Below are 15880 nucleotides of genomic sequence, written 5' to 3'. Positions count from 1 at the left end.
AGGGTACCAAATCATTCCCGGTAACCCTGGGCCCTGCCTCCGCAGGAGCATCCAACTCACATGAACAGAGTCGCCAGACCCAGCGTCTCGCCGGTTCCCGTCCAGCCCTCATAAATCATTTTGCCGGCGACCACGAGGATTACAGCCAGCCCGATATAGGCGATCCAGCGATACCGATCGATGATCCGAGCGATGAAGTTCGCTGCCAGGCCCATCAGTGCGACCGACAGCAACAGCCCGACCACCAGGATCCCCGGATGCTCGCGCGCCGCGCCGGCGACCGCCAGGACGTTGTCGAGGCTCATCGACACATCGGCGACTGCAACCGCCCATGCCGCGGCCGCAAAGCTCCGCGCGGATTTGACCCCCGAATGTTCGTCGCCGTCGATTTCGTCGGACCCGGGATTGTGGCTGCCGGCACGGATCTCGCGCCAAAATTTCCAACTGACCCAGAGGAGCAACAAACCGCCGGCGAAGATCAGTCCGACGATCCCCATCAGCCACGTCACGATCAGCGCGAAGAAGATGCGCAGCACCAGCGCCGCGCCAATGCCGATCAGGATGACCTTCTTGCGCTGTTCCGCGGGAAGCCCCGCCGCCAGCGCGCCGACGACGATGGCATTGTCGCCCGCCAGCACGAGATCGATCATCAGCACCGATCCGAACGCCGCAAGCGCGGCCGGATCGCCGAGGTTCGAGAAATCCGCGACGATGTGGTGCCAGATGTCCAGCGGCGAGCCCGGCCCGGCGACCGACGTCGCGGCAGTGGCCAGCATGGCGATGATGCTCAAAATGTCAGCTCCCGGTGACGTGAAGGCGCTTCAATAGCAAAGCGGCACGCGAAAGCCATTGCCCTCGCGTGCCGCTGTGTCTTGTCATCCCGGGCTTATCCCGGAATCCAGGGTTCCGGGAAAGGCGTATCGATCGAAAAGCGCCGCGGCAACGCCGCGTCGTCGGCCGGAGCGTCACTCCGCCGGCCGAACCTGTGCGTCCCTGCCGCAGCATGCGGCATGGACGCACTCGGTTACTGATTCATGCTGTCGAAGAAATCCTCGTTGGTCTTCGAATCCTTCATCTTGTCGAGCAGGAACTCCATCGAATCGATCGTGCCCATCTGCATGAGGATCCGGCGCAGCACCCACATCTTGCTGAGCTTGGCCTTGTCGACCAGCAGCTCTTCCTTGCGTGTGCCGGACTTGCCGACGTCGAGCGCCGGGAAGATGCGCTTGTCCGCGACCTTGCGGTCGAGCACGATTTCCGAGTTGCCCGTGCCCTTGAACTCCTCGAAGATCACCTCGTCCATGCGGCTGCCGGTGTCGATCAGCGCGGTGGCGATGATCGAGAGCGAACCGCCCTCCTCGATGTTGCGCGCGGCACCGAAGAAGCGCTTCGGCCGCTGCAGCGCGTTGGCATCGACGCCGCCGGTCAGGACCTTGCCCGACGACGGCACGACCGTGTTGTAGGCACGGCCCAGACGCGTGATCGAGTCGAGCAGGATCACGACGTCCTTCTTGTGCTCGACGAGCCGCTTGGCCTTCTCGATCACCATCTCGGCGACCTGAACATGGCGCTGCGCGGGTTCGTCGAAGGTCGAGCTGACCACCTCGCCCTTCACGCTGCGCTGCATGTCGGTGACTTCCTCGGGGCGCTCGTCGATCAGCAGGACGATCAGGAACACCTCGGGGTGATTGTCGGTGATCGCCTTGGCCATGTTCTGCAGCATCACCGTCTTGCCGACGCGCGGCGGCGCGACGATCAGCGTGCGCTGGCCCTTGCCCTGCGGGCTGACGATGTCGATGACGCGCGCCGACTTGTCCTTGATCGTCGGATCCGCGGGATCGAGCGTCAGCTTGCTCTCGGGATAGAGCGGCGTGAGGTTGTCGAAATTGACGCGGTGGCGAACGACGTCGGGGTCATCGAAATTGACGGCGGTAAGCTTCACGAGCGAGAAATAGCGTTCGCCGTCCTTCGGCCCACGGATTTCGCCCTCGACGGTGTCCCCGGTGCGCAGACCGAACTTCCGCACCTGGTTGGGCGAAATGTAGATGTCGTCGGGACCGGCGAGATAATTCGATTCCGGCGAACGCAGGAAGCCGAAGCCGTCGGGCAGCACTTCGATCGTGCCGAGGCCCATGATCTGGTCGCCATTCTCCGCCTGGACCTTGAGGATCGCGAACAGCAGATCCTGCTTGCGCAACGTCGAGGCGCTCTCGACCCCCAGTTCCTCGGCCAACTGAACCAGTTCGGCGGGCTTTTTCTTCTTCAGGTCTTTGAGATGCATGGGGATTTCCGGATAGCGATCAACGGGAGGCGTGTTCGGCGGAGCGCGCTTGAAAAGCGAAACTGGGCGAAACGAACTTAGCTAATGCCACGACCGGGCAGGACGCCAGGAGGCCGTGTCTACGATATGCGGTAGGTTTCGGGAGGGGGCAAGTCAAGCTGCCGCGTAGTGCCGCCGTCCCGATCGTCCTCCCGCGAACGCGGGAGTCCATGGTTCCGATCGCTCTTGCCTAAAAATCCTGGCCCCCGCGGCGGAACCGCTATCGAGCGATCAGAACGGCTTCACGATCGCCAGCACGACGATCAGCGTCACCGCGAGCGCCGGCACCTCGTTGAGCATCCGCAACTGCTTACCGGTCAACGTCGGCGTGCCACGAGCGAGCTTTTTCGCATAGCCGACCATCCAGCCGTGATACCCCGTCAGCAGGAATACGATCAGCAGCTTGACGTGCAGCCACCCGAGCCCCGGCGCCCCATCCGCCAGCCCCAGGTTCAGCGCCAGCGCGATCCCCAGCACCCAAACGACGATCATCGCCGGGGTCAGGATGATTGAGCGGATCTTGCCTTCACGCTCGACCCAGTTCGCCGCTTCCGCTGCATTGCCGGCCGCGAGCGCTTCCTGGTGATAGACCAGATACCGCGGCAGCATGAACAGCCCGGCCATCCAGAAGATCACGAAGATCAGATGCGCGGCCTTCACCCAATCATATGCCGCGCCGAGAAAACCGCTCATGTCGTGCTCCGTACGCGGGCGATCAGCTGCTCGACATGCGCGACCGGCGTGTCGGGCAGGATGCCGTGGCCAAGGTTGAAGATGTGTGGCCGATCCACGAACGCCGCAAGGATCCGGTCGATCGCGCTATCGAGATCGGCACCGCCGGCGATGAGCGCGAGCGGATCGAGATTGCCCTGCACCGGCATGGTCGCCGGCAGTTCGGCGTGCGCCCAGACCGGATCGACCGTCTCGTCGAGCCCGATCGCATCGACCCCGGTCTCGCGTGCATAGGCTGGCAGCTTGCCGCCCGCTCCCTTGGGGAAGCCAATCACGGGCACCCCGGGGCAGCGCGCATGCAGCGCCGCGACGATCCGCGCGGTCGGCGCGATCACCCAGCGTTCGAACTGCGCGGGGCTCAGGCTGCCCGACCAGCTGTCGAACAGCTGGACCGCATCCACGCCCGCCTCGATCTGCTTCACCAGATATTCGACGGTGCTGTCGGCGATCGCATCGATGATCGCCCCGAACCCTGCGGGATCCGAATAGGCGAAACGCCGCGTCTCGCCCTGATCCTTGCTGCCACGGCCCGCGACCATATAGGTCGCGACCGTCCAGGGAGACCCCGCAAAGCCCAGGAACGTCGTCTCGGGCGGCAAAGCCTCGGCAACGCGCGCAACGGTGCCGTAGACCGGCTCTAGCCGGGCGGGTTCGGCCCGCAACCGATCGAGCGCGTGATGGATCAGCGCGGGCTCAAGCCGCGGGCCTTCGCCGACACCGAAGCTCAGATCCTGCCCGAGCGCCCATGGCACCATCAGGATGTCGGAAAACAGGATCGACCCGTCGAACCCGAACCGGCGGATCGGCTGCAACGTCACCTCGGCAGCGGCTTCCGGGTCGGTCGCCAGCGCCAGGAAACCACCCTTTTCAGCCCGCAACGCGCGATACTCGGGCAGATACCGCCCGGCCTGACGCATCAGCCACAATGGCGGAACCGTCTGTCGCTCTCCCTGCAGCGTCGCGAGCAGCGGCTTAAATGGTGCCATATCGGTCAACGGACGTCCCCCCTTCTTCAATAAAGAAGATTCTAAAAAGGATTGTTGTAGTGGTTGGCAGGTGGATGTCGGGGCTTATGCGGTCATCCCCGAATTGCCAACAGCTTGACCGCAGCGGCACGGCGCATACGCGCTGATTCGAACGATACGTCCCCGTTATCCACAGGCTGTTGAGCAAACCATGCCCTGTGTGCGGGCCTGTGGATATCTAGGGCGTTATCCACCGCGGTCGGGTCGCTTGGCCCAGGCGGCGAGTTACGCTAGCCCTTCTCCTCATGTTATCCACAGAACCGCCCCGGCCCGGCCAATGATGCGTCTGCATCTCCACCTCCTGTCCGATTCCACCGGCGAGACGCTCGAGAACATCGCGAAGGCGGCGCTCGCGCAATATGACGATGTCGAAACCGTCCGGCATTTCTGGCCGATGGTCCGCACCGAAGCGCATCTCGAACGCATTCTGCAGGAAGTCGCGCAGAATCCCGGGCTCGTCGTCTTTACGCTGGTGAACCCCGCGACGCGCCGCATCCTCGAACAACGCTGCCTCGCGCTCGGCCTCCCAGCGGTTGCGCCGCTCGACCCGGTGAACGACGCGCTGTCGGGTCTCTTGGGTCAGCAGGCAAAGGCGAGGCCAGGTCGTCAACACGTCCTCGACGCCGCCTATTTCGCCCGCGTCGACGCCATCCAGTGGACGATTGCACACGACGACGGCATCGCCTCCGAGGAATGGGAGGAAGCCGATGTCGTGCTGGCCGGCGTCAGCCGCTCCTCGAAGACCCCGACATCGATCTATCTCGCCAACCGCGGCTACAAGGCGGCGAACATCCCGATCGTCGTAGAAAGTCCGCCGCCCAACAATCTGTATGGGCTGAAACATCCGCTTGTCGTCGGCCTCACCACCAGCGCCGACCGCCTCATCCAGGTCCGTCGCAACCGGTTGCTGTCGCTGCACCAGGCCCCCGACACCAGCTATGTCGAGGAGGAAGCGGTGAAGCACGAACTCGCCTTCGCGCGGCGGATGTTCGCGGACAATGGCTGGCCGGTCATCGACGTCACGCGCCGATCGATCGAAGAAACCGCGGCGGCGATCATCGCGCTGTGCAACGATCGCAAGGGCGTCGGGTCATGACGCTGATCCTGGCGTCGCAAAGCGCATCCCGGCGCGCGATGCTCGACGCCGCTGGCGTAGCGTTCGAGGCGACCTATGCCGGCGTCGACGAAGACGCCGCCAAGTCGGCACTCGACCATCTGTCGCCGCGCGATCTCGCCGACGCGCTGGCCGAGCTCAAGGCGCTCAAAGTCTCCGCGCGGATGCCGGGTCGTCTCGTCCTCGGCAGCGACTCGCTCGTCGCGCTGGAGGATGGCACCATCCTCGACAAGCCGGTCGACCGCGCCGACGCCGCCGACCATTTGCGTCGCATGTCCGGCGCGCGCCACGATCTGTGGAGCGCGGCGGTGATTGCCGAAAACGGCCAGCCCGTCTGGCGCCATGTCGAACGTGCCAAGGTGTTCGTTCGACCGCTGTCCGACGCATTTATCGAGACCTATCTGGATGCCGAATGGCCCGCGATCGCCAGCTGCGTCGGTTGCTACCGCGTCGAGGGGCCAGGCGTGCAGCTCTTTTCGAAGATCGAAGGCAGCCAGTTCACCGTGCTGGGCATGCCGTTGCTCAACGTCCTCGAGTATCTGCGGATACGCGGTGAGCTACCGTCATAATCCCCGTCGTCCCGGACTTGATCCGGGATCCTTCGCACGGCGTACCCTACGCGTCGTTGGATGTACGCAATTACCGATGTCGGACCAAGTCCGAGCATAACGGAGCTAGACCATGACAAAACCGTATGCCGAAGTGATCGGTGATCCGATTGCCCAGTCCAAGTCGCCGATCATCCACGGCTTCTGGCTCGATGCTCTCGGTCTCGATGCCGAATATCGCAGGGCACATGTGACCGCCGACGCCCTGCCTGCCTATTTCGAAAGCCGGAAGGCCGACCCCGCCTGGCAGGGGTGCAACATCACCATGCCGCACAAGCTGGCGGCGCTCGATCACGTCACCGACCCCGGGGATGTCCGCGGATCGATCGGCGCGATCAACACCGTGTTCCGCGGCGCTGATGGTGCAATGATCGGCACCAACACCGACGCCGCGGGATTTTGGGCGCCGATCGACGATCTCGATATCGCTGGGCAGCCGGTCACCGTCATCGGTGCAGGCGGCGCGGCGCGCGCGGTGCTGTTCGCGCTGTCGCGGATGGATGTCGGTCCGGTCACGATCCTCAATCGCAATCCGCTAAAAGGCGCCGCCCTGCTAGCGCTGTTCAAGCTCAAGGGTCAGGCGCTGCCGATCCATCCAGCCGCCCCGCCCTCGCGGTTGCTGGTCAACGCCAGCGTGCTCGGGATGGTCGGCCAGCCTCCGCTCGACATCGATCTGACCGCGCTCGACGATGACAGCCTGGTCTATGACGTGGTCTACACGCCGCTCGAGACCGGACTGCTCAAGGCGGCGCGGAAGCGCGGGCTCGAAACGGTGGACGGTCTCGAGATGCTGATCGCGCAAGCTGCTGTCGCGTTCGAGATATTGTTCCACGTGGAACCTCCGCGCGATGACGATGCCGCATTGCGCGCGTTGCTGACGGCATGATCCTAGGCCTCACCGGATCGATCGGCATGGGCAAGTCGGCGGTAGCAGCGATGTTTGCAGAGCTTGGCGTGCCGGTGTTTGATGCCGACGCGGCGGTGCACCGGTTACAAGGACCGGGTGGTAAGCTGGTCGCCGCGATTGAAGCCGCCTTTCCTGGCTCGACAGTCGATAGCGCGGTCGATCGTCCGCGGCTCGGGGCGATGGTGTTCGGCGACGATGCTGCGATCAAGCGGCTCGAAGCGATCGTCCACCCGGCGGTCGCCGCCGAACGTGCCGCCTTCCTGGCGCGCCACGGCGATGCGCTCGTAGTATTCGATATCCCGCTGCTGTTCGAAACCGGCGGCGACGCGGTCGTCGACATGATCGTCGTCGTATCCGCGCCTGCCGACGTCCAGCGCGCGCGGGTGCTCCTGCGGCCAGGCATGACGGTCGCCAAGTTCGAGGCGATCCTCGCCCGCCAGACCCCCGATGCCGTGAAGCGCGCGCGCGCGGATTTCGTCATCGCCACCGATACTGGCTTTGAGGAAACTCGCGCGCAGGTCCGCGCTGTGATCGCTTGCGTGCGGGGCAGCGAAGGAGGATAACCTCCTGATGCGTGAAATCGTCTTCGACACCGAAACCACCGGACTCAGCTTTCCGGGGGGCGACCGGATGGTCGAGATCGGCTGCGTCGAAATGGTCAACCGCGTCGAGACCGGGCGCACCTTCCACGCTTATTATCATCCCGAACGCGACATGCCGGTCGAGGCGTTCAACGTTCACGGGCTCAGCGAAGCGTTCCTGTCCGACAAGCCCCGCTTCGCCGATGCGGTGCACGAGCTGATCGACTTCATCGGCGACGCGCCGATGATCGCACACAATGCCAGCTTCGACTTCGCGTTCCTTAACGGCGAACTGCAACGCTGCAGCCATCCGATCGTGCACATGAGCCGGATGGTCGACACGCTGCAGATCGCGCGCAGCCGTCATCCCGGCGCCAAACATTCGCTCGACGCGCTCTGCTCGCGCTTCGGTATCGACCGCAGCCACCGCGTGCTTCATGGCGCCCTGCTCGACGCGCAGCTCCTCGCGCAGGTCTATGTCGAGTTGATGGGCGGGCGGCAAATCGGCCTCGGGCTGCTCACCGAGTCTCCTATGTCGCGCGGCGCACCGATCGTCGCGCAGGTGCCCCGGATCGCCCGACCGCCGCGGGTTTTCGCGGTCAGCGAAGGAGACCTTGCGGCGCATGCAGCGTTCATGAGCAGGATCAAGGATCCGTTATGGGGGGCCGCGGCGTCCGGATGACGCTGAGCGGGCGGAGCCAACAGGACCGTCCGGCATACAAGGAGACGAAAATGGATATCCGGATTTCTGGTCATCAGGTCGCCACTGGCGATGCGCTCAACAGCCATGTGCAGGACCGACTCCAGGGTATCGCCGACAAATATTTCTCGCGCGCCATCTCGGCGGAAGTCACCTTCGGTAAGGGGCCGCACGACGCGGGGTTCAAGTGCGACATCGTCGCGCACGTCATGAAGGGCCTGGTGCTCAAGGGGCATGCCGACGCCTATGACGCGCGCGCGGCTTTCGACGGCGCTGCGGCCAAGATCGAGACGCAGTTGCGCCGCTACATGCGTCGCCTCAAGGATCGCAATGCGGGCGAGGCGGTCGCGATCGCCGAGAGCAACGGCTATGACAATGCCGGCTACACGCTCTTCCAGGAAAGCGCGCCGGAAGAAGAGGTTGCGGACGCTCCGCTGATCATCGCCGAAACCCGCGTTGACATTCCCGTCGCCAGCGTATCCGATGCGGTGATGATGCTCGACCTGCGCAACACCACCGCGCTGCTGTTCGAAAACGCGGGCACCGGCGCGCATAACATGGTCTATCGTCGCGGCGACGGCACGATCGGCTGGGTCGAACCGCAACGCGCGGCATTGGCGCCCATAGCCTAGGCGCTCACGCCACTTAGGCTTTACGCCCCTGCGCGAGCCGCTAAGGCGCCACGCGGGGGCATTTTTCGGATCCATAGTACGACGATGAACGATTTCAGCGATATGCTGCGGAACGACGCCGTGCTCACGGGAGTCGTCGCCGCCACCAAAAAGGCTGTGCTGCAGCAGCTGGCGGCGGTCGCGGCAACCGCGATCGGCGGCGATGCCAAGGCCATCGCCGATCGTCTCATCGCGCGCGAGAAATTGGGGTCGACCGGGTTCGGTGGCGGTGTCGCGATCCCGCACGCGAAGATCGAGGGGCTCGCCCAGGTCACCGCGGTGTTTGCGCGGCTCGCTCAGCCGGTCGAGTTCCAAGCGGTCGACGAGATTCCGGTCGACCTCGTGTTCCTGCTCTTGTCGCCTACCGATGCGGGTGCCGTCCATCTGAAGGCGCTGGCACGCGTCTCCCGCCGGCTCCGCGACGCTGCGTTCCTTGCCAAGCTGCGCGGCACCGCATCGCGTGACACGCTCTATGCGCTGTTCGCCACGGACGACGCGCGTGATGCCGCCTGAGCCGTTGCGCACCGATACCGGCGCCGAAGCGCATTTCCGCGCGCTCGAATCGCTGTACGCGCAGGCGCCGATCAACCGGTTCTTCGAATCGTCGCTCGAAATCCCTGAAAGCGGTGTCGCGCGAATCCGCTTCACGATCGACGAGCGCCATTATCACGCCGGCGGAGCGGCGCATGGGACCAGCTATTTCAAGATGCTCGACGACGCCGCGTTCTACGCGGCGAACAGCCTCGTCACCGATCGTTTCCTGCTGACCACCGCGTTCAACCTGCTGCTCACCCGCCCCCTGAAGGCCGGTCCGGTGATCGCCGAGGGCCGCTGGATCAGCGGCAAGCGCCGCGTGTTCGTCGCCGACGCCCGCCTGATCGATTCGGACGGCGAGGAAGCGGCGCGCGGCACCGGCACGTTCATGCGTTCGCGGATCCCACTCGCGGGGCTGCCCGGATACCGGACGGCATGAGCGGGCGCCTGCCCGCCAATATGCTCGCTACCGCTTTGCTGCGGCGCGTGAACGATTCGGGGGGCTTCGGCATGGTGCTTGCCAAGGGCACGACGGACGGTTCGATACTCGTCATAGCGCTCGAGCGGGGTACTGCCCCCAAGCTGTTGGAACGCGGACTCGGGCCGGACGGGCGCACCGTCCTGATCGACTCGACTCCGGCAGACGACCCTGACGGCTATTGGCGCCGGCGTCGTGCGCGCGACCCGGATTTGTGGGTGATCGAGGTGGATATCGCAGACGCGGAACGGTTCGCCGCTGAAACGATCCTCGGCGATTGACTTGAACGCCCCCCGAAACGAGGGGGATTGCAGTGAAATGGCGTTGTGTCGGTGCGGGTGCGATCCGGGTCGATTACGCAGTCGGGGGGATGCCCGGACGATCGGCCTACGCCGATCGGGTCCGTGGTCCAACCGCATATGAACCTGAGTGAATGACGATACTGCAGCGGGCCGCGACGATCGCAGCCATGACTTTCTCGCTAGCCGGCCTGTTGGGAAACAGCGCACCGGGCAAAGCAACGGAACTCGACCGCGCAGCGATCACGACTCCCGTTCTTGCAAGTATCAACACCCTTTCCCCGGCAAATGTTCCGCAGATCGTGCCCGCCATGACCCCGGCTTTCGAGCCCGCTGTCGCCCCCGCACCGATCGCCACTGCCGAAACCGAAGCAGAAGAATTTGATTCGCTCGCCGAGGCCGTCGCCGCGCAGGACGCTGCGGCGTCGAGCGACGCGCTGCAGTGCCTGGCTGGCGCCGTCTATTTCGAATCGAAAGGCGAACCGCTCGCCGGCCAGCTCGCCGTCGCCGAAGTCATCATCAACCGCGCCAAGTCCGGCCGGTTCGCCACCGACGTTTGCGGCGTGGTCACGCAGCGTGGCCAGTTCAGCTTCGTACGCGGCGGTCGGATCCCGCCGATCAATGCCAACAAGGCCTATCGCACCGCGATCGCCGTCGCCAAGGTCGCGCTCGCCAGCGCATGGGACAGCCCCGCCCCCAAGGCATTGTTCTTCAACACACCGAACCGCTCACCCGGCGGCCGTCTGACCAAGATCGCCGCGATCGGTCACCACATCTTCTACCGCTGAGTTTCTCGCGCCGGCAAATACGCTCGCCGAACGGCCTTGCTCCGTTCGCGAATTGTTCTATTTCGGGCCGATGCTCGATCTGCCCCCCGACTCCTGCCGCGACTCACCAGAATCGCCTTTGTGCGCGCGTGACGTCGCGCGCGGCGTGGTCCGCATGTTGCTCCGCCATGATCTGACCGCGATGGCCGAGGTCCCGCTCGATGGCGGACGGCGGGCCGACCTGATGGCGCTCGACTCGCGCGGTCAGATCGTCATCGTCGAGATCAAGGTGTCGCGCGCCGACCTGCTCGGCGACGGCAAATGGCCCGATTATCTGCTGCACTGCGATCGCTATTACTGGGCGGTGCCCGCGGGGTTCGACACTGCGCCGCTCGACGGTGCCGCGTTTCTACCCGAACGCACCGGGATCATCGTTGCCGACCGCTACGACGCCGCGATCGTCCGCGAGGCGCATTCCGCCCCCCTCCCCGCGCATATTCGCAAACGCGGCACGTTGGCATTCGGCCGGCGCGCGGCGCGGCGGCTGATCGGGTTCACCGATCCCGACGCCGACGGGCTGGCGTTCTGATCCGCGCCGCGCGCAGGATTAGAATTTCGGTCCCGATACGGCCTTCTGCGTCCGCTTCGGCGCGTCGGCGAGCAGTTTGGTCACCACCGGGTTGCGGCCGTCCTGCTTGGCATAGGCGCGCGCCGACATGCCGGCGATGATGTCGGCCTGGTCCGGATCGGCGCCCTCGGCCAGCAACAGCCGGATCATGCCGATATCGCGGCGCTGAACCGCGCGGATCAGCGGAGTCTCGCCGGCGGAATTGCCCAGATTGGGGTTGGCCTTGGCCGCGGTGAGGATCGGGATCATCCCCGTCTGCCCCATCGTCACCGCCAACAGCAGCGGGGTGTTGCCCTTGCCGTCGCGCAGATTCGCGTCTGCGCCCTTCTGCAGCAGGAACCGCAGATAGGTCTCGTCGCCGCGCTTGATGACGATGTGCAGCGCGCCCTCGCCGGTCGTGATGTCGCGCGCGTTCACGATGCTGCTGCCCGGCCGGCCGAGCATTTCGAGCACGTCGTTGTTCTTGGCGTCGCGCACCGCGGACAGGAACTTATACCCTTGCGACTGCTGCTGCGCGATGGCGGGCCCGCCGGCGGTGAGAAGCAGGGCGGCGACGAGCAGGCGGGTTGGCGACATATGCGATGATCCTTGAAGCCGGGCTTTTGGCGACGCTTGCGCTTCTACGGCTAACGGATCAAGGCTGGCGAGATCATGAACATCCTTCGACACGTCCTGTTCGGCGCGCTTGCGCTGGCCGCCTGCAGCCCGGCGCCCGTGGCCCCTGCCCGCCCGCCTCTGGAGGGCGCCCGCATCGGTGGCCCGTTTACGCTGACTGACCAGACCGGCCGCACCGTCACCCAGCGCGATTTCGCCGGCAAATATCGGATCATGTATTTCGGCTACACCTTTTGCCCCGATGTCTGCCCGACCGACGTCCAGGCGATCGGCGCGGCGCTGAAGTCGCTCGAGGCGAGCGACCCGGCGATCGCGGCCGAGATCGTGCCGATCTTCGTCACGGTCGATCCGGTCCGCGACACCCCTGCGGTGCTGAAATCCTTCGTCTCGGCGTTCCACCCGCGGATGGTCGGCCTCACCGGCACGTCGCAGCAGATCGACGCAGTGAAGAAGGCCTATGCAATCTTTGCGGAAAAGGGCGCGGCGTCGCCGGGCGGCGGCTATCTCGTCAATCACAGCCGCCAGGCCTATCTGATGGACCCCGACGGCAAGCCGATCGCGCTGCTGCCGCAGGACCAGGGCCCGCAGGCGGTCGCCGACGAACTCAGGCGGTGGGTGCGGTGACGCGTTTCTGGGAAGATACACCGATCGAACGGCTCGATCGCGGCCAGTGGGAGGCTTTGTGCGACGGCTGCGGCAAATGCTGCATCCACAAGCTCGAGGACGAGGATACCGGCGAGCTCGTGCCGACCAATGTCGCCTGCCGCCTGCTCGACCGGCGCAGCGGGCAATGTTCGGACTATCGCCACCGCCACGCCTATGTCCCCGAATGCGTGCGACTGACCACCGGCAACGTCCACGGCATCGACTGGCTGCCGAGCACCTGCGCGTATCGCCTGCGCGCGGCCGGCGAGCCCCTCCCTGGCTGGCATTATCTCGTCTGCGGCGACCGCGAGGCGGTCCACCGCGCCAAACAATCGGTCCGCGGCTGGACCGTCAGCGAGGACGAGGCGGGGGAGCTCGAATACCACGTCACCGACCGCCAACTGTAATGGCGCGCACCGGCGCTGACGCTATGTTTGCTCATGCCGGACGTGTCTGAGGCCCTGCGATGATCGAAAACCTCGAAATCGTCCGCCACCCCCGCGCGCGCCGCGCACGGCTGTCGATCGACCCCGCCAGCGGCCGCGCCAAGCTCGTCCTCCCCAAACGCGCCGCGCTCAAACCCGCGCTGGCCTGGGTCGAGGAGAAGGCCGACTGGCTCGCCGAACAGCGTGCCCGCCTGCCGCAACCACGCCCCTTCGTTCCCGGCACCGTCGTCACCGTCGCCGACCAGCCGCTGACGATCGTCTGGGAGGACGGCCGCCGCCGTACCGTGCTGCACGATGGCGCTACGCTCTCGCTGTCCGGCCCGATCGAAACCGTCCCGCGCCGCGTCGAGGCGTGGATCAAGCGCCTCGCACTCGACATGCTGACACAGGAAACTGCCGAATTCGCCGCCAAGGCCGGGGTCACCGTCACCCGCGTCGCGATCGGCGACCCCAAGGGGCGCTGGGGCAGCTGCGCGTCGAGCGGTGCGATCCGTTACAGCTGGCGGCTGATCCTCGCGCCCGGCTGGGTCCGCCGCGCGACCGTCGCGCACGAAGTCGCACACCGCGTCCACATGAACCACGCCCCCGTGTTCCACGCGCTCGTCGCCGAACTGCTGGAAACAGACCCCCTTCCCGCCCGTGCGTGGCTCCGCACGCACGGTGCGGCGCTTCACTGGGTCGGGCGCTCGTCCGAATAGCGATCGCGCGGCACGTCGCGCTGTAGCGGCTGGCGCCCCGCGGGCACCTCGCGTCGCGGCGCGTCACGGCCGGTGACCCGGTCGATCCAGTCCTGGTTCAACTGTTGCGGCTGGGGCTGCGGCTGCACGGGCTGGTCGCTTTCGAGCCTGGACTGCTGCTCGTCGCCGGGCTCCTGGCGCGGCGCTGGCACTGCCGCAGGCCGTTCGATCGGGTTGCCGTCGCTGTCGACCATCTGACCGTCGACCGGAGTCTCGTCGGGCTGCCCGAAATAGCTCTCCTCGTCGGGTTCCAGCTGCCATTCGGGCAACGTCACCTGCGTGTCGAACTGCTCGATCGGCCGGCTTGCGGTGGCGGGCTTCATGAACGCCGCCCAGGCGCGTGCGGGTGCGGTACCGCCGTGCAGCCCTGCGACCGGCCGCGCGTCGTCGCGACCCATCCACACGCCCGTCGTGATCCCGCTCGAAAAGCCCAGGAACCAGCCGTCCTTCGACGCGGTGGTCGTCCCGGTCTTGCCCGCGACCGGTCGGCCGATCTGCGCCGCGCGACCTGTTCCGGTGTTGACCGCGGTTTGCAGCAGGTCGGTCATCTGGGCGGCGACATAGGGCGCGACCAGCACGTGGCTGCGATCGACCTCATGCGTGTAGATCGTCTGCCCGTTCGAACTGACGCGCGTGATTCCGTACGGGACCACCGCCACGCCCTTGCTCGCGACGCTGGCAAAGGCGCGCGTCATGTCGATCAGCCGCACCTCCGACGTGCCCAGCACCATCGACGGGTGCGTGTTAACCGGCGTCGTGATCCCGAACCGCCGCGCCATGTCGGCGACCGTCGCGAACCCGACTTCCTGGCCCAGCTTGGCGGCGACGGTGTTGAGCGAATAGGCAAAGGCGGTGCGCAGGCTGACCGCGCCGGAGTTGCGGCGCGAATCGTTGCGCGGGCTCCATCCGCCGATCGTCACCGGCTCGTCGGCGATCGAATCCTCGGGCTTGTGTCCGGCTTCCAGCGCGGCGAGATACACGAACAGCTTGAACGCGGACCCCGGCTGGCGGACCGCCTGCGTCGCGCGGTTGTAGATCGACGAGACGTAATCCTTGCCGCCGACCATCGCGCGCACGCCGCCATCGCGGTCGAGCGCGACCAGTGCGCCCTGCGCGCCGGCGGGGGCGTTCGCGCGGATCGCCGCATCGGCCTGGCGCTGCATCGACAGGTCGAGCGTCGTCCACACTTCCAGCGGCTCGCTGGTCTCGTCGATCAGCGTGTCGAGCTGCGGCAACGCCCAGTCGGTGAAATAGCGAACGCTGTTCTGCTTGGGCTCGGGGGCGAGCTTCAGCCCCTGGATGTCGACGTTCGCGGCCTGCTCGGGCGTGATCGCGCCGGTCTCTGCCATCGTCTTGACGACCACGCCGGCGCGGCCGACCGCGGCTTCGGCATCCGCGGTCGGCGAATAATTGGACGGGGCCTTCACCAGCCCGGCGATCACCGCTGCTTCGGCAAGGCTCAGATGGTCCGCGCCGTGCCCGAAGAACTTGCGGCTTGCCGCGTCGATCCCGTACGCTCCGCCGCCATAATAGACCTTGTTCAGGTACAGTTCGAGGATCTGGTCCTTGGTGAACTGACGCTCGATCGCCAACGCTAGGATCGCCTCCTGGAATTTGCGCGCGAACTTCTTCTGGTTGTTGAGGAACACGGTCCGCGCCAGCTGCTGCGTGATCGTCGAGCCGCCTTGGGTGAATCGACCGCGATCCCAGCGCACCTTGACCGAGCGCGCGACGCCGACCGGATCGATGCCAATATGCGAGCGGAACCGCCGATCCTCGACCGAGATCGTCGCGGCCCGCATCACCTGCGGGATTTCGCTATACGGCAGCCATTCGCCATAGCTCGGCCCGAGCGACACGATCACCGTACCGTCGGCAGCGTGGACGCGGATCATCTGGCCGTTGGGTGAGGATTTCAGGCTGTCGAAGCTCGGTAGCTGCGATTTCGCGATATAGACCGCGATCACCAGTCCGGCGAGCATGAGCACGCCGATACCGACGAGAAGCTGGATCAGGAGGACCAGTCGGCGGCGCCATCGGGGACGGGGAACGGGACGCGCACGAGCCATGAAC

Annotated in this window: 20 protein-coding genes; 14 read left to right on the top strand and 6 right to left on the bottom strand. The window is 65.8% G+C overall.

Features of this window, described 5'->3' with window-relative positions; translation table 11 throughout:
- Window positions 1-56 precede the first annotated feature (56 nt).
- From U1701_RS03930 to hemE, 4 genes are all read right to left on the bottom strand, one after another.
- Window positions 57-776 (bottom strand): TerC family protein, encoded by a 720-nt coding sequence (locus U1701_RS03930; protein WP_332781445.1) that lies wholly within the window; start codon window positions 774-776, stop codon window positions 57-59.
- A gap of 248 nt (window positions 777-1024) precedes the next feature.
- Window positions 1025-2281, bottom strand: a complete 1257-nt coding sequence (gene rho / locus U1701_RS03925; RefSeq protein ID WP_332781209.1) for a transcription termination factor Rho — start codon at window positions 2279-2281, stop codon at window positions 1025-1027.
- Between the two features lie 270 nt (window positions 2282-2551).
- Entirely contained in the window at window positions 2552-3013 is a 462-nt protein-coding gene (locus U1701_RS03920) for a CopD family protein (RefSeq protein WP_332781208.1), read from the bottom strand.
- Window positions 3010-4038, bottom strand: coding sequence for a uroporphyrinogen decarboxylase (gene hemE / locus U1701_RS03915; RefSeq protein WP_332781444.1), 1029 nt, complete (start codon window positions 4036-4038; stop codon window positions 3010-3012). Before hemE ends, U1701_RS03920 begins: the two co-directional genes overlap by 4 nt.
- Before the next feature lie 316 nt (window positions 4039-4354).
- Here hemE and U1701_RS03910 point away from each other — a divergent pair, with 316 nt between their 5' ends.
- The 11 genes from U1701_RS03910 to U1701_RS03860 all read left to right on the top strand — a co-directional run bounded on the left by U1701_RS03910 (window position 4355) and on the right by U1701_RS03860 (window position 11325).
- Window positions 4355-5173, top strand: coding sequence for a pyruvate, water dikinase regulatory protein (locus U1701_RS03910; protein ID WP_332781207.1), 819 nt, complete (start codon window positions 4355-4357; stop codon window positions 5171-5173).
- Window positions 5170-5760: a Maf family protein gene (locus U1701_RS03905; RefSeq protein WP_332781206.1), complete on the top strand. Its 591-nt coding sequence runs from the start codon at window positions 5170-5172 to the stop codon at window positions 5758-5760. Before U1701_RS03910 ends, U1701_RS03905 begins: the two co-directional genes overlap by 4 nt.
- A 112-nt stretch (window positions 5761-5872) precedes the next feature.
- A complete protein-coding gene (locus tag U1701_RS03900; RefSeq protein ID WP_332781205.1) occupies window positions 5873-6685 on the top strand; it encodes a shikimate dehydrogenase family protein in 813 nt (270 codons plus the stop codon).
- Window positions 6682-7269 carry a dephospho-CoA kinase gene (gene coaE, locus U1701_RS03895; RefSeq protein ID WP_332781204.1) on the top strand — a complete coding sequence of 196 codons (588 nt, stop codon included), beginning with the start codon at window positions 6682-6684 and terminating at the stop codon, window positions 7267-7269. The genes U1701_RS03900 and coaE overlap by 4 nt, the downstream gene beginning before the upstream one ends.
- Window positions 7270-7276: 7 nt before the next feature.
- The gene (dnaQ, locus tag U1701_RS03890; RefSeq protein WP_332781203.1) at window positions 7277-7969 is read left to right on the top strand and encodes a DNA polymerase III subunit epsilon; all 693 of its coding nucleotides are present in this window, start codon (window positions 7277-7279) and stop codon (window positions 7967-7969) included.
- Between the two features lie 50 nt (window positions 7970-8019).
- Entirely contained in the window at window positions 8020-8619 is a 600-nt protein-coding gene (gene hpf, locus U1701_RS03885) for a ribosome hibernation-promoting factor, HPF/YfiA family (RefSeq protein WP_332781202.1), read from the top strand.
- An 84-nt stretch (window positions 8620-8703) separates the two neighbouring features.
- On the top strand, window positions 8704-9171 hold the full coding sequence (locus U1701_RS03880; protein ID WP_332781201.1) for a PTS sugar transporter subunit IIA: 468 nt from the start codon (window positions 8704-8706) through the stop codon (window positions 9169-9171).
- A complete protein-coding gene (locus U1701_RS03875) occupies window positions 9161-9631 on the top strand; it encodes a PaaI family thioesterase (RefSeq protein WP_332781443.1) in 471 nt (156 codons plus the stop codon). The genes U1701_RS03880 and U1701_RS03875 overlap by 11 nt, the downstream gene beginning before the upstream one ends.
- A complete protein-coding gene (locus tag U1701_RS03870; RefSeq protein WP_332781200.1) occupies window positions 9628-9951 on the top strand; it encodes a DUF1491 family protein in 324 nt (107 codons plus the stop codon). Before U1701_RS03875 ends, U1701_RS03870 begins: the two co-directional genes overlap by 4 nt.
- 329 nt (window positions 9952-10280) lie before the next feature.
- Window positions 10281-10757 carry a cell wall hydrolase gene (locus U1701_RS03865; protein WP_332781199.1) on the top strand — a complete coding sequence of 159 codons (477 nt, stop codon included), beginning with the start codon at window positions 10281-10283 and terminating at the stop codon, window positions 10755-10757.
- Window positions 10758-10827: 70 nt separating this feature from the next.
- Complete coding sequence (locus tag U1701_RS03860; protein WP_332781198.1) at window positions 10828-11325, top strand: MmcB family DNA repair protein; 498 nt, start codon at window positions 10828-10830, stop codon at window positions 11323-11325.
- A gap of 18 nt (window positions 11326-11343) precedes the next feature.
- On the opposite strand, the gene U1701_RS03855 is transcribed toward U1701_RS03860, so the two are convergent.
- Complete coding sequence (locus tag U1701_RS03855; protein ID WP_332781197.1) at window positions 11344-11940, bottom strand: ankyrin repeat domain-containing protein; 597 nt, start codon at window positions 11938-11940, stop codon at window positions 11344-11346.
- Between the two features lie 75 nt (window positions 11941-12015).
- On the opposite strand from U1701_RS03855, the gene U1701_RS03850 reads away from it, so the two are divergent.
- The 3 genes from U1701_RS03850 to U1701_RS03840 are packed head-to-tail and all read left to right on the top strand — an operon-like array spanning window position 12016 to window position 13768.
- Window positions 12016-12603 carry an SCO family protein gene (locus U1701_RS03850; protein ID WP_332781196.1) on the top strand — a complete coding sequence of 196 codons (588 nt, stop codon included), beginning with the start codon at window positions 12016-12018 and terminating at the stop codon, window positions 12601-12603.
- Window positions 12591-13031, top strand: a complete 441-nt coding sequence (locus U1701_RS03845) for a YcgN family cysteine cluster protein (protein ID WP_332781195.1) — start codon at window positions 12591-12593, stop codon at window positions 13029-13031. The genes U1701_RS03850 and U1701_RS03845 overlap by 13 nt, the downstream gene beginning before the upstream one ends.
- A gap of 59 nt (window positions 13032-13090) precedes the next feature.
- Window positions 13091-13768 (top strand): M48 family metallopeptidase, encoded by a 678-nt coding sequence (locus tag U1701_RS03840; protein ID WP_332781194.1) that lies wholly within the window; start codon window positions 13091-13093, stop codon window positions 13766-13768.
- Here the strand turns inward: U1701_RS03840 and U1701_RS03835 are convergent.
- Window positions 13741-15876, bottom strand: a complete 2136-nt coding sequence (locus U1701_RS03835; protein ID WP_332781193.1) for a transglycosylase domain-containing protein — start codon at window positions 15874-15876, stop codon at window positions 13741-13743. The two genes, U1701_RS03840 and U1701_RS03835, sit on opposite strands and share 28 nt — an antisense overlap.
- Window positions 15877-15880: the final 4 nt, after the last annotated feature.

Source organism: Sphingomonas rhamnosi, from assembly GCF_036663615.1.
GTDB lineage: Bacteria > Pseudomonadota > Alphaproteobacteria > Sphingomonadales > Sphingomonadaceae > Sphingomonas.
Note: the sequence above shows the minus strand (reverse complement) of the source record. Positions and strands in the feature narration are given on the sequence as shown.

Bases quoted from the DNA above. Each gene is read 5' to 3' on its own strand.
- coaE (WP_332781204.1), top strand. From the start codon at position 6,682: ATGATCCTAGGCCTCACCGGATCGATCGGCATGGGCAAGTCGGCGGTA.
- U1701_RS03865 (WP_332781199.1), top strand. From the start codon at position 10,281: ATGACCCCGGCTTTCGAGCCCGCTGTCGCCCCCGCACCGATCGCCACT.
- hemE (WP_332781444.1), bottom strand. From the start codon at position 4,038: ATGGCACCATTTAAGCCGCTGCTCGCGACGCTGCAGGGAGAGCGACAG.
- U1701_RS03860 (WP_332781198.1), top strand. From the start codon at position 10,828: ATGCTCGATCTGCCCCCCGACTCCTGCCGCGACTCACCAGAATCGCCT.
- U1701_RS03930 (WP_332781445.1), bottom strand. From the start codon at position 776: ATGCTGGCCACTGCCGCGACGTCGGTCGCCGGGCCGGGCTCGCCGCTG.
- U1701_RS03840 (WP_332781194.1), top strand. From the start codon at position 13,091: ATGATCGAAAACCTCGAAATCGTCCGCCACCCCCGCGCGCGCCGCGCA.
- U1701_RS03835 (WP_332781193.1), bottom strand. From the start codon at position 15,876: ATGGCTCGTGCGCGTCCCGTTCCCCGTCCCCGATGGCGCCGCCGACTG.
- dnaQ (WP_332781203.1), top strand. From the start codon at position 7,277: ATGCGTGAAATCGTCTTCGACACCGAAACCACCGGACTCAGCTTTCCG.
- U1701_RS03920 (WP_332781208.1), bottom strand. From the start codon at position 3,013: ATGAGCGGTTTTCTCGGCGCGGCATATGATTGGGTGAAGGCCGCGCAT.
- U1701_RS03910 (WP_332781207.1), top strand. From the start codon at position 4,355: ATGATGCGTCTGCATCTCCACCTCCTGTCCGATTCCACCGGCGAGACG.
- U1701_RS03880 (WP_332781201.1), top strand. From the start codon at position 8,704: ATGAACGATTTCAGCGATATGCTGCGGAACGACGCCGTGCTCACGGGA.
- U1701_RS03855 (WP_332781197.1), bottom strand. From the start codon at position 11,940: ATGTCGCCAACCCGCCTGCTCGTCGCCGCCCTGCTTCTCACCGCCGGC.
- U1701_RS03900 (WP_332781205.1), top strand. From the start codon at position 5,873: ATGACAAAACCGTATGCCGAAGTGATCGGTGATCCGATTGCCCAGTCC.
- U1701_RS03850 (WP_332781196.1), top strand. From the start codon at position 12,016: ATGAACATCCTTCGACACGTCCTGTTCGGCGCGCTTGCGCTGGCCGCC.
- rho (WP_332781209.1), bottom strand. From the start codon at position 2,281: ATGCATCTCAAAGACCTGAAGAAGAAAAAGCCCGCCGAACTGGTTCAG.
- U1701_RS03870 (WP_332781200.1), top strand. From the start codon at position 9,628: ATGAGCGGGCGCCTGCCCGCCAATATGCTCGCTACCGCTTTGCTGCGG.
- U1701_RS03875 (WP_332781443.1), top strand. From the start codon at position 9,161: ATGCCGCCTGAGCCGTTGCGCACCGATACCGGCGCCGAAGCGCATTTC.
- U1701_RS03905 (WP_332781206.1), top strand. From the start codon at position 5,170: ATGACGCTGATCCTGGCGTCGCAAAGCGCATCCCGGCGCGCGATGCTC.
- hpf (WP_332781202.1), top strand. From the start codon at position 8,020: ATGGATATCCGGATTTCTGGTCATCAGGTCGCCACTGGCGATGCGCTC.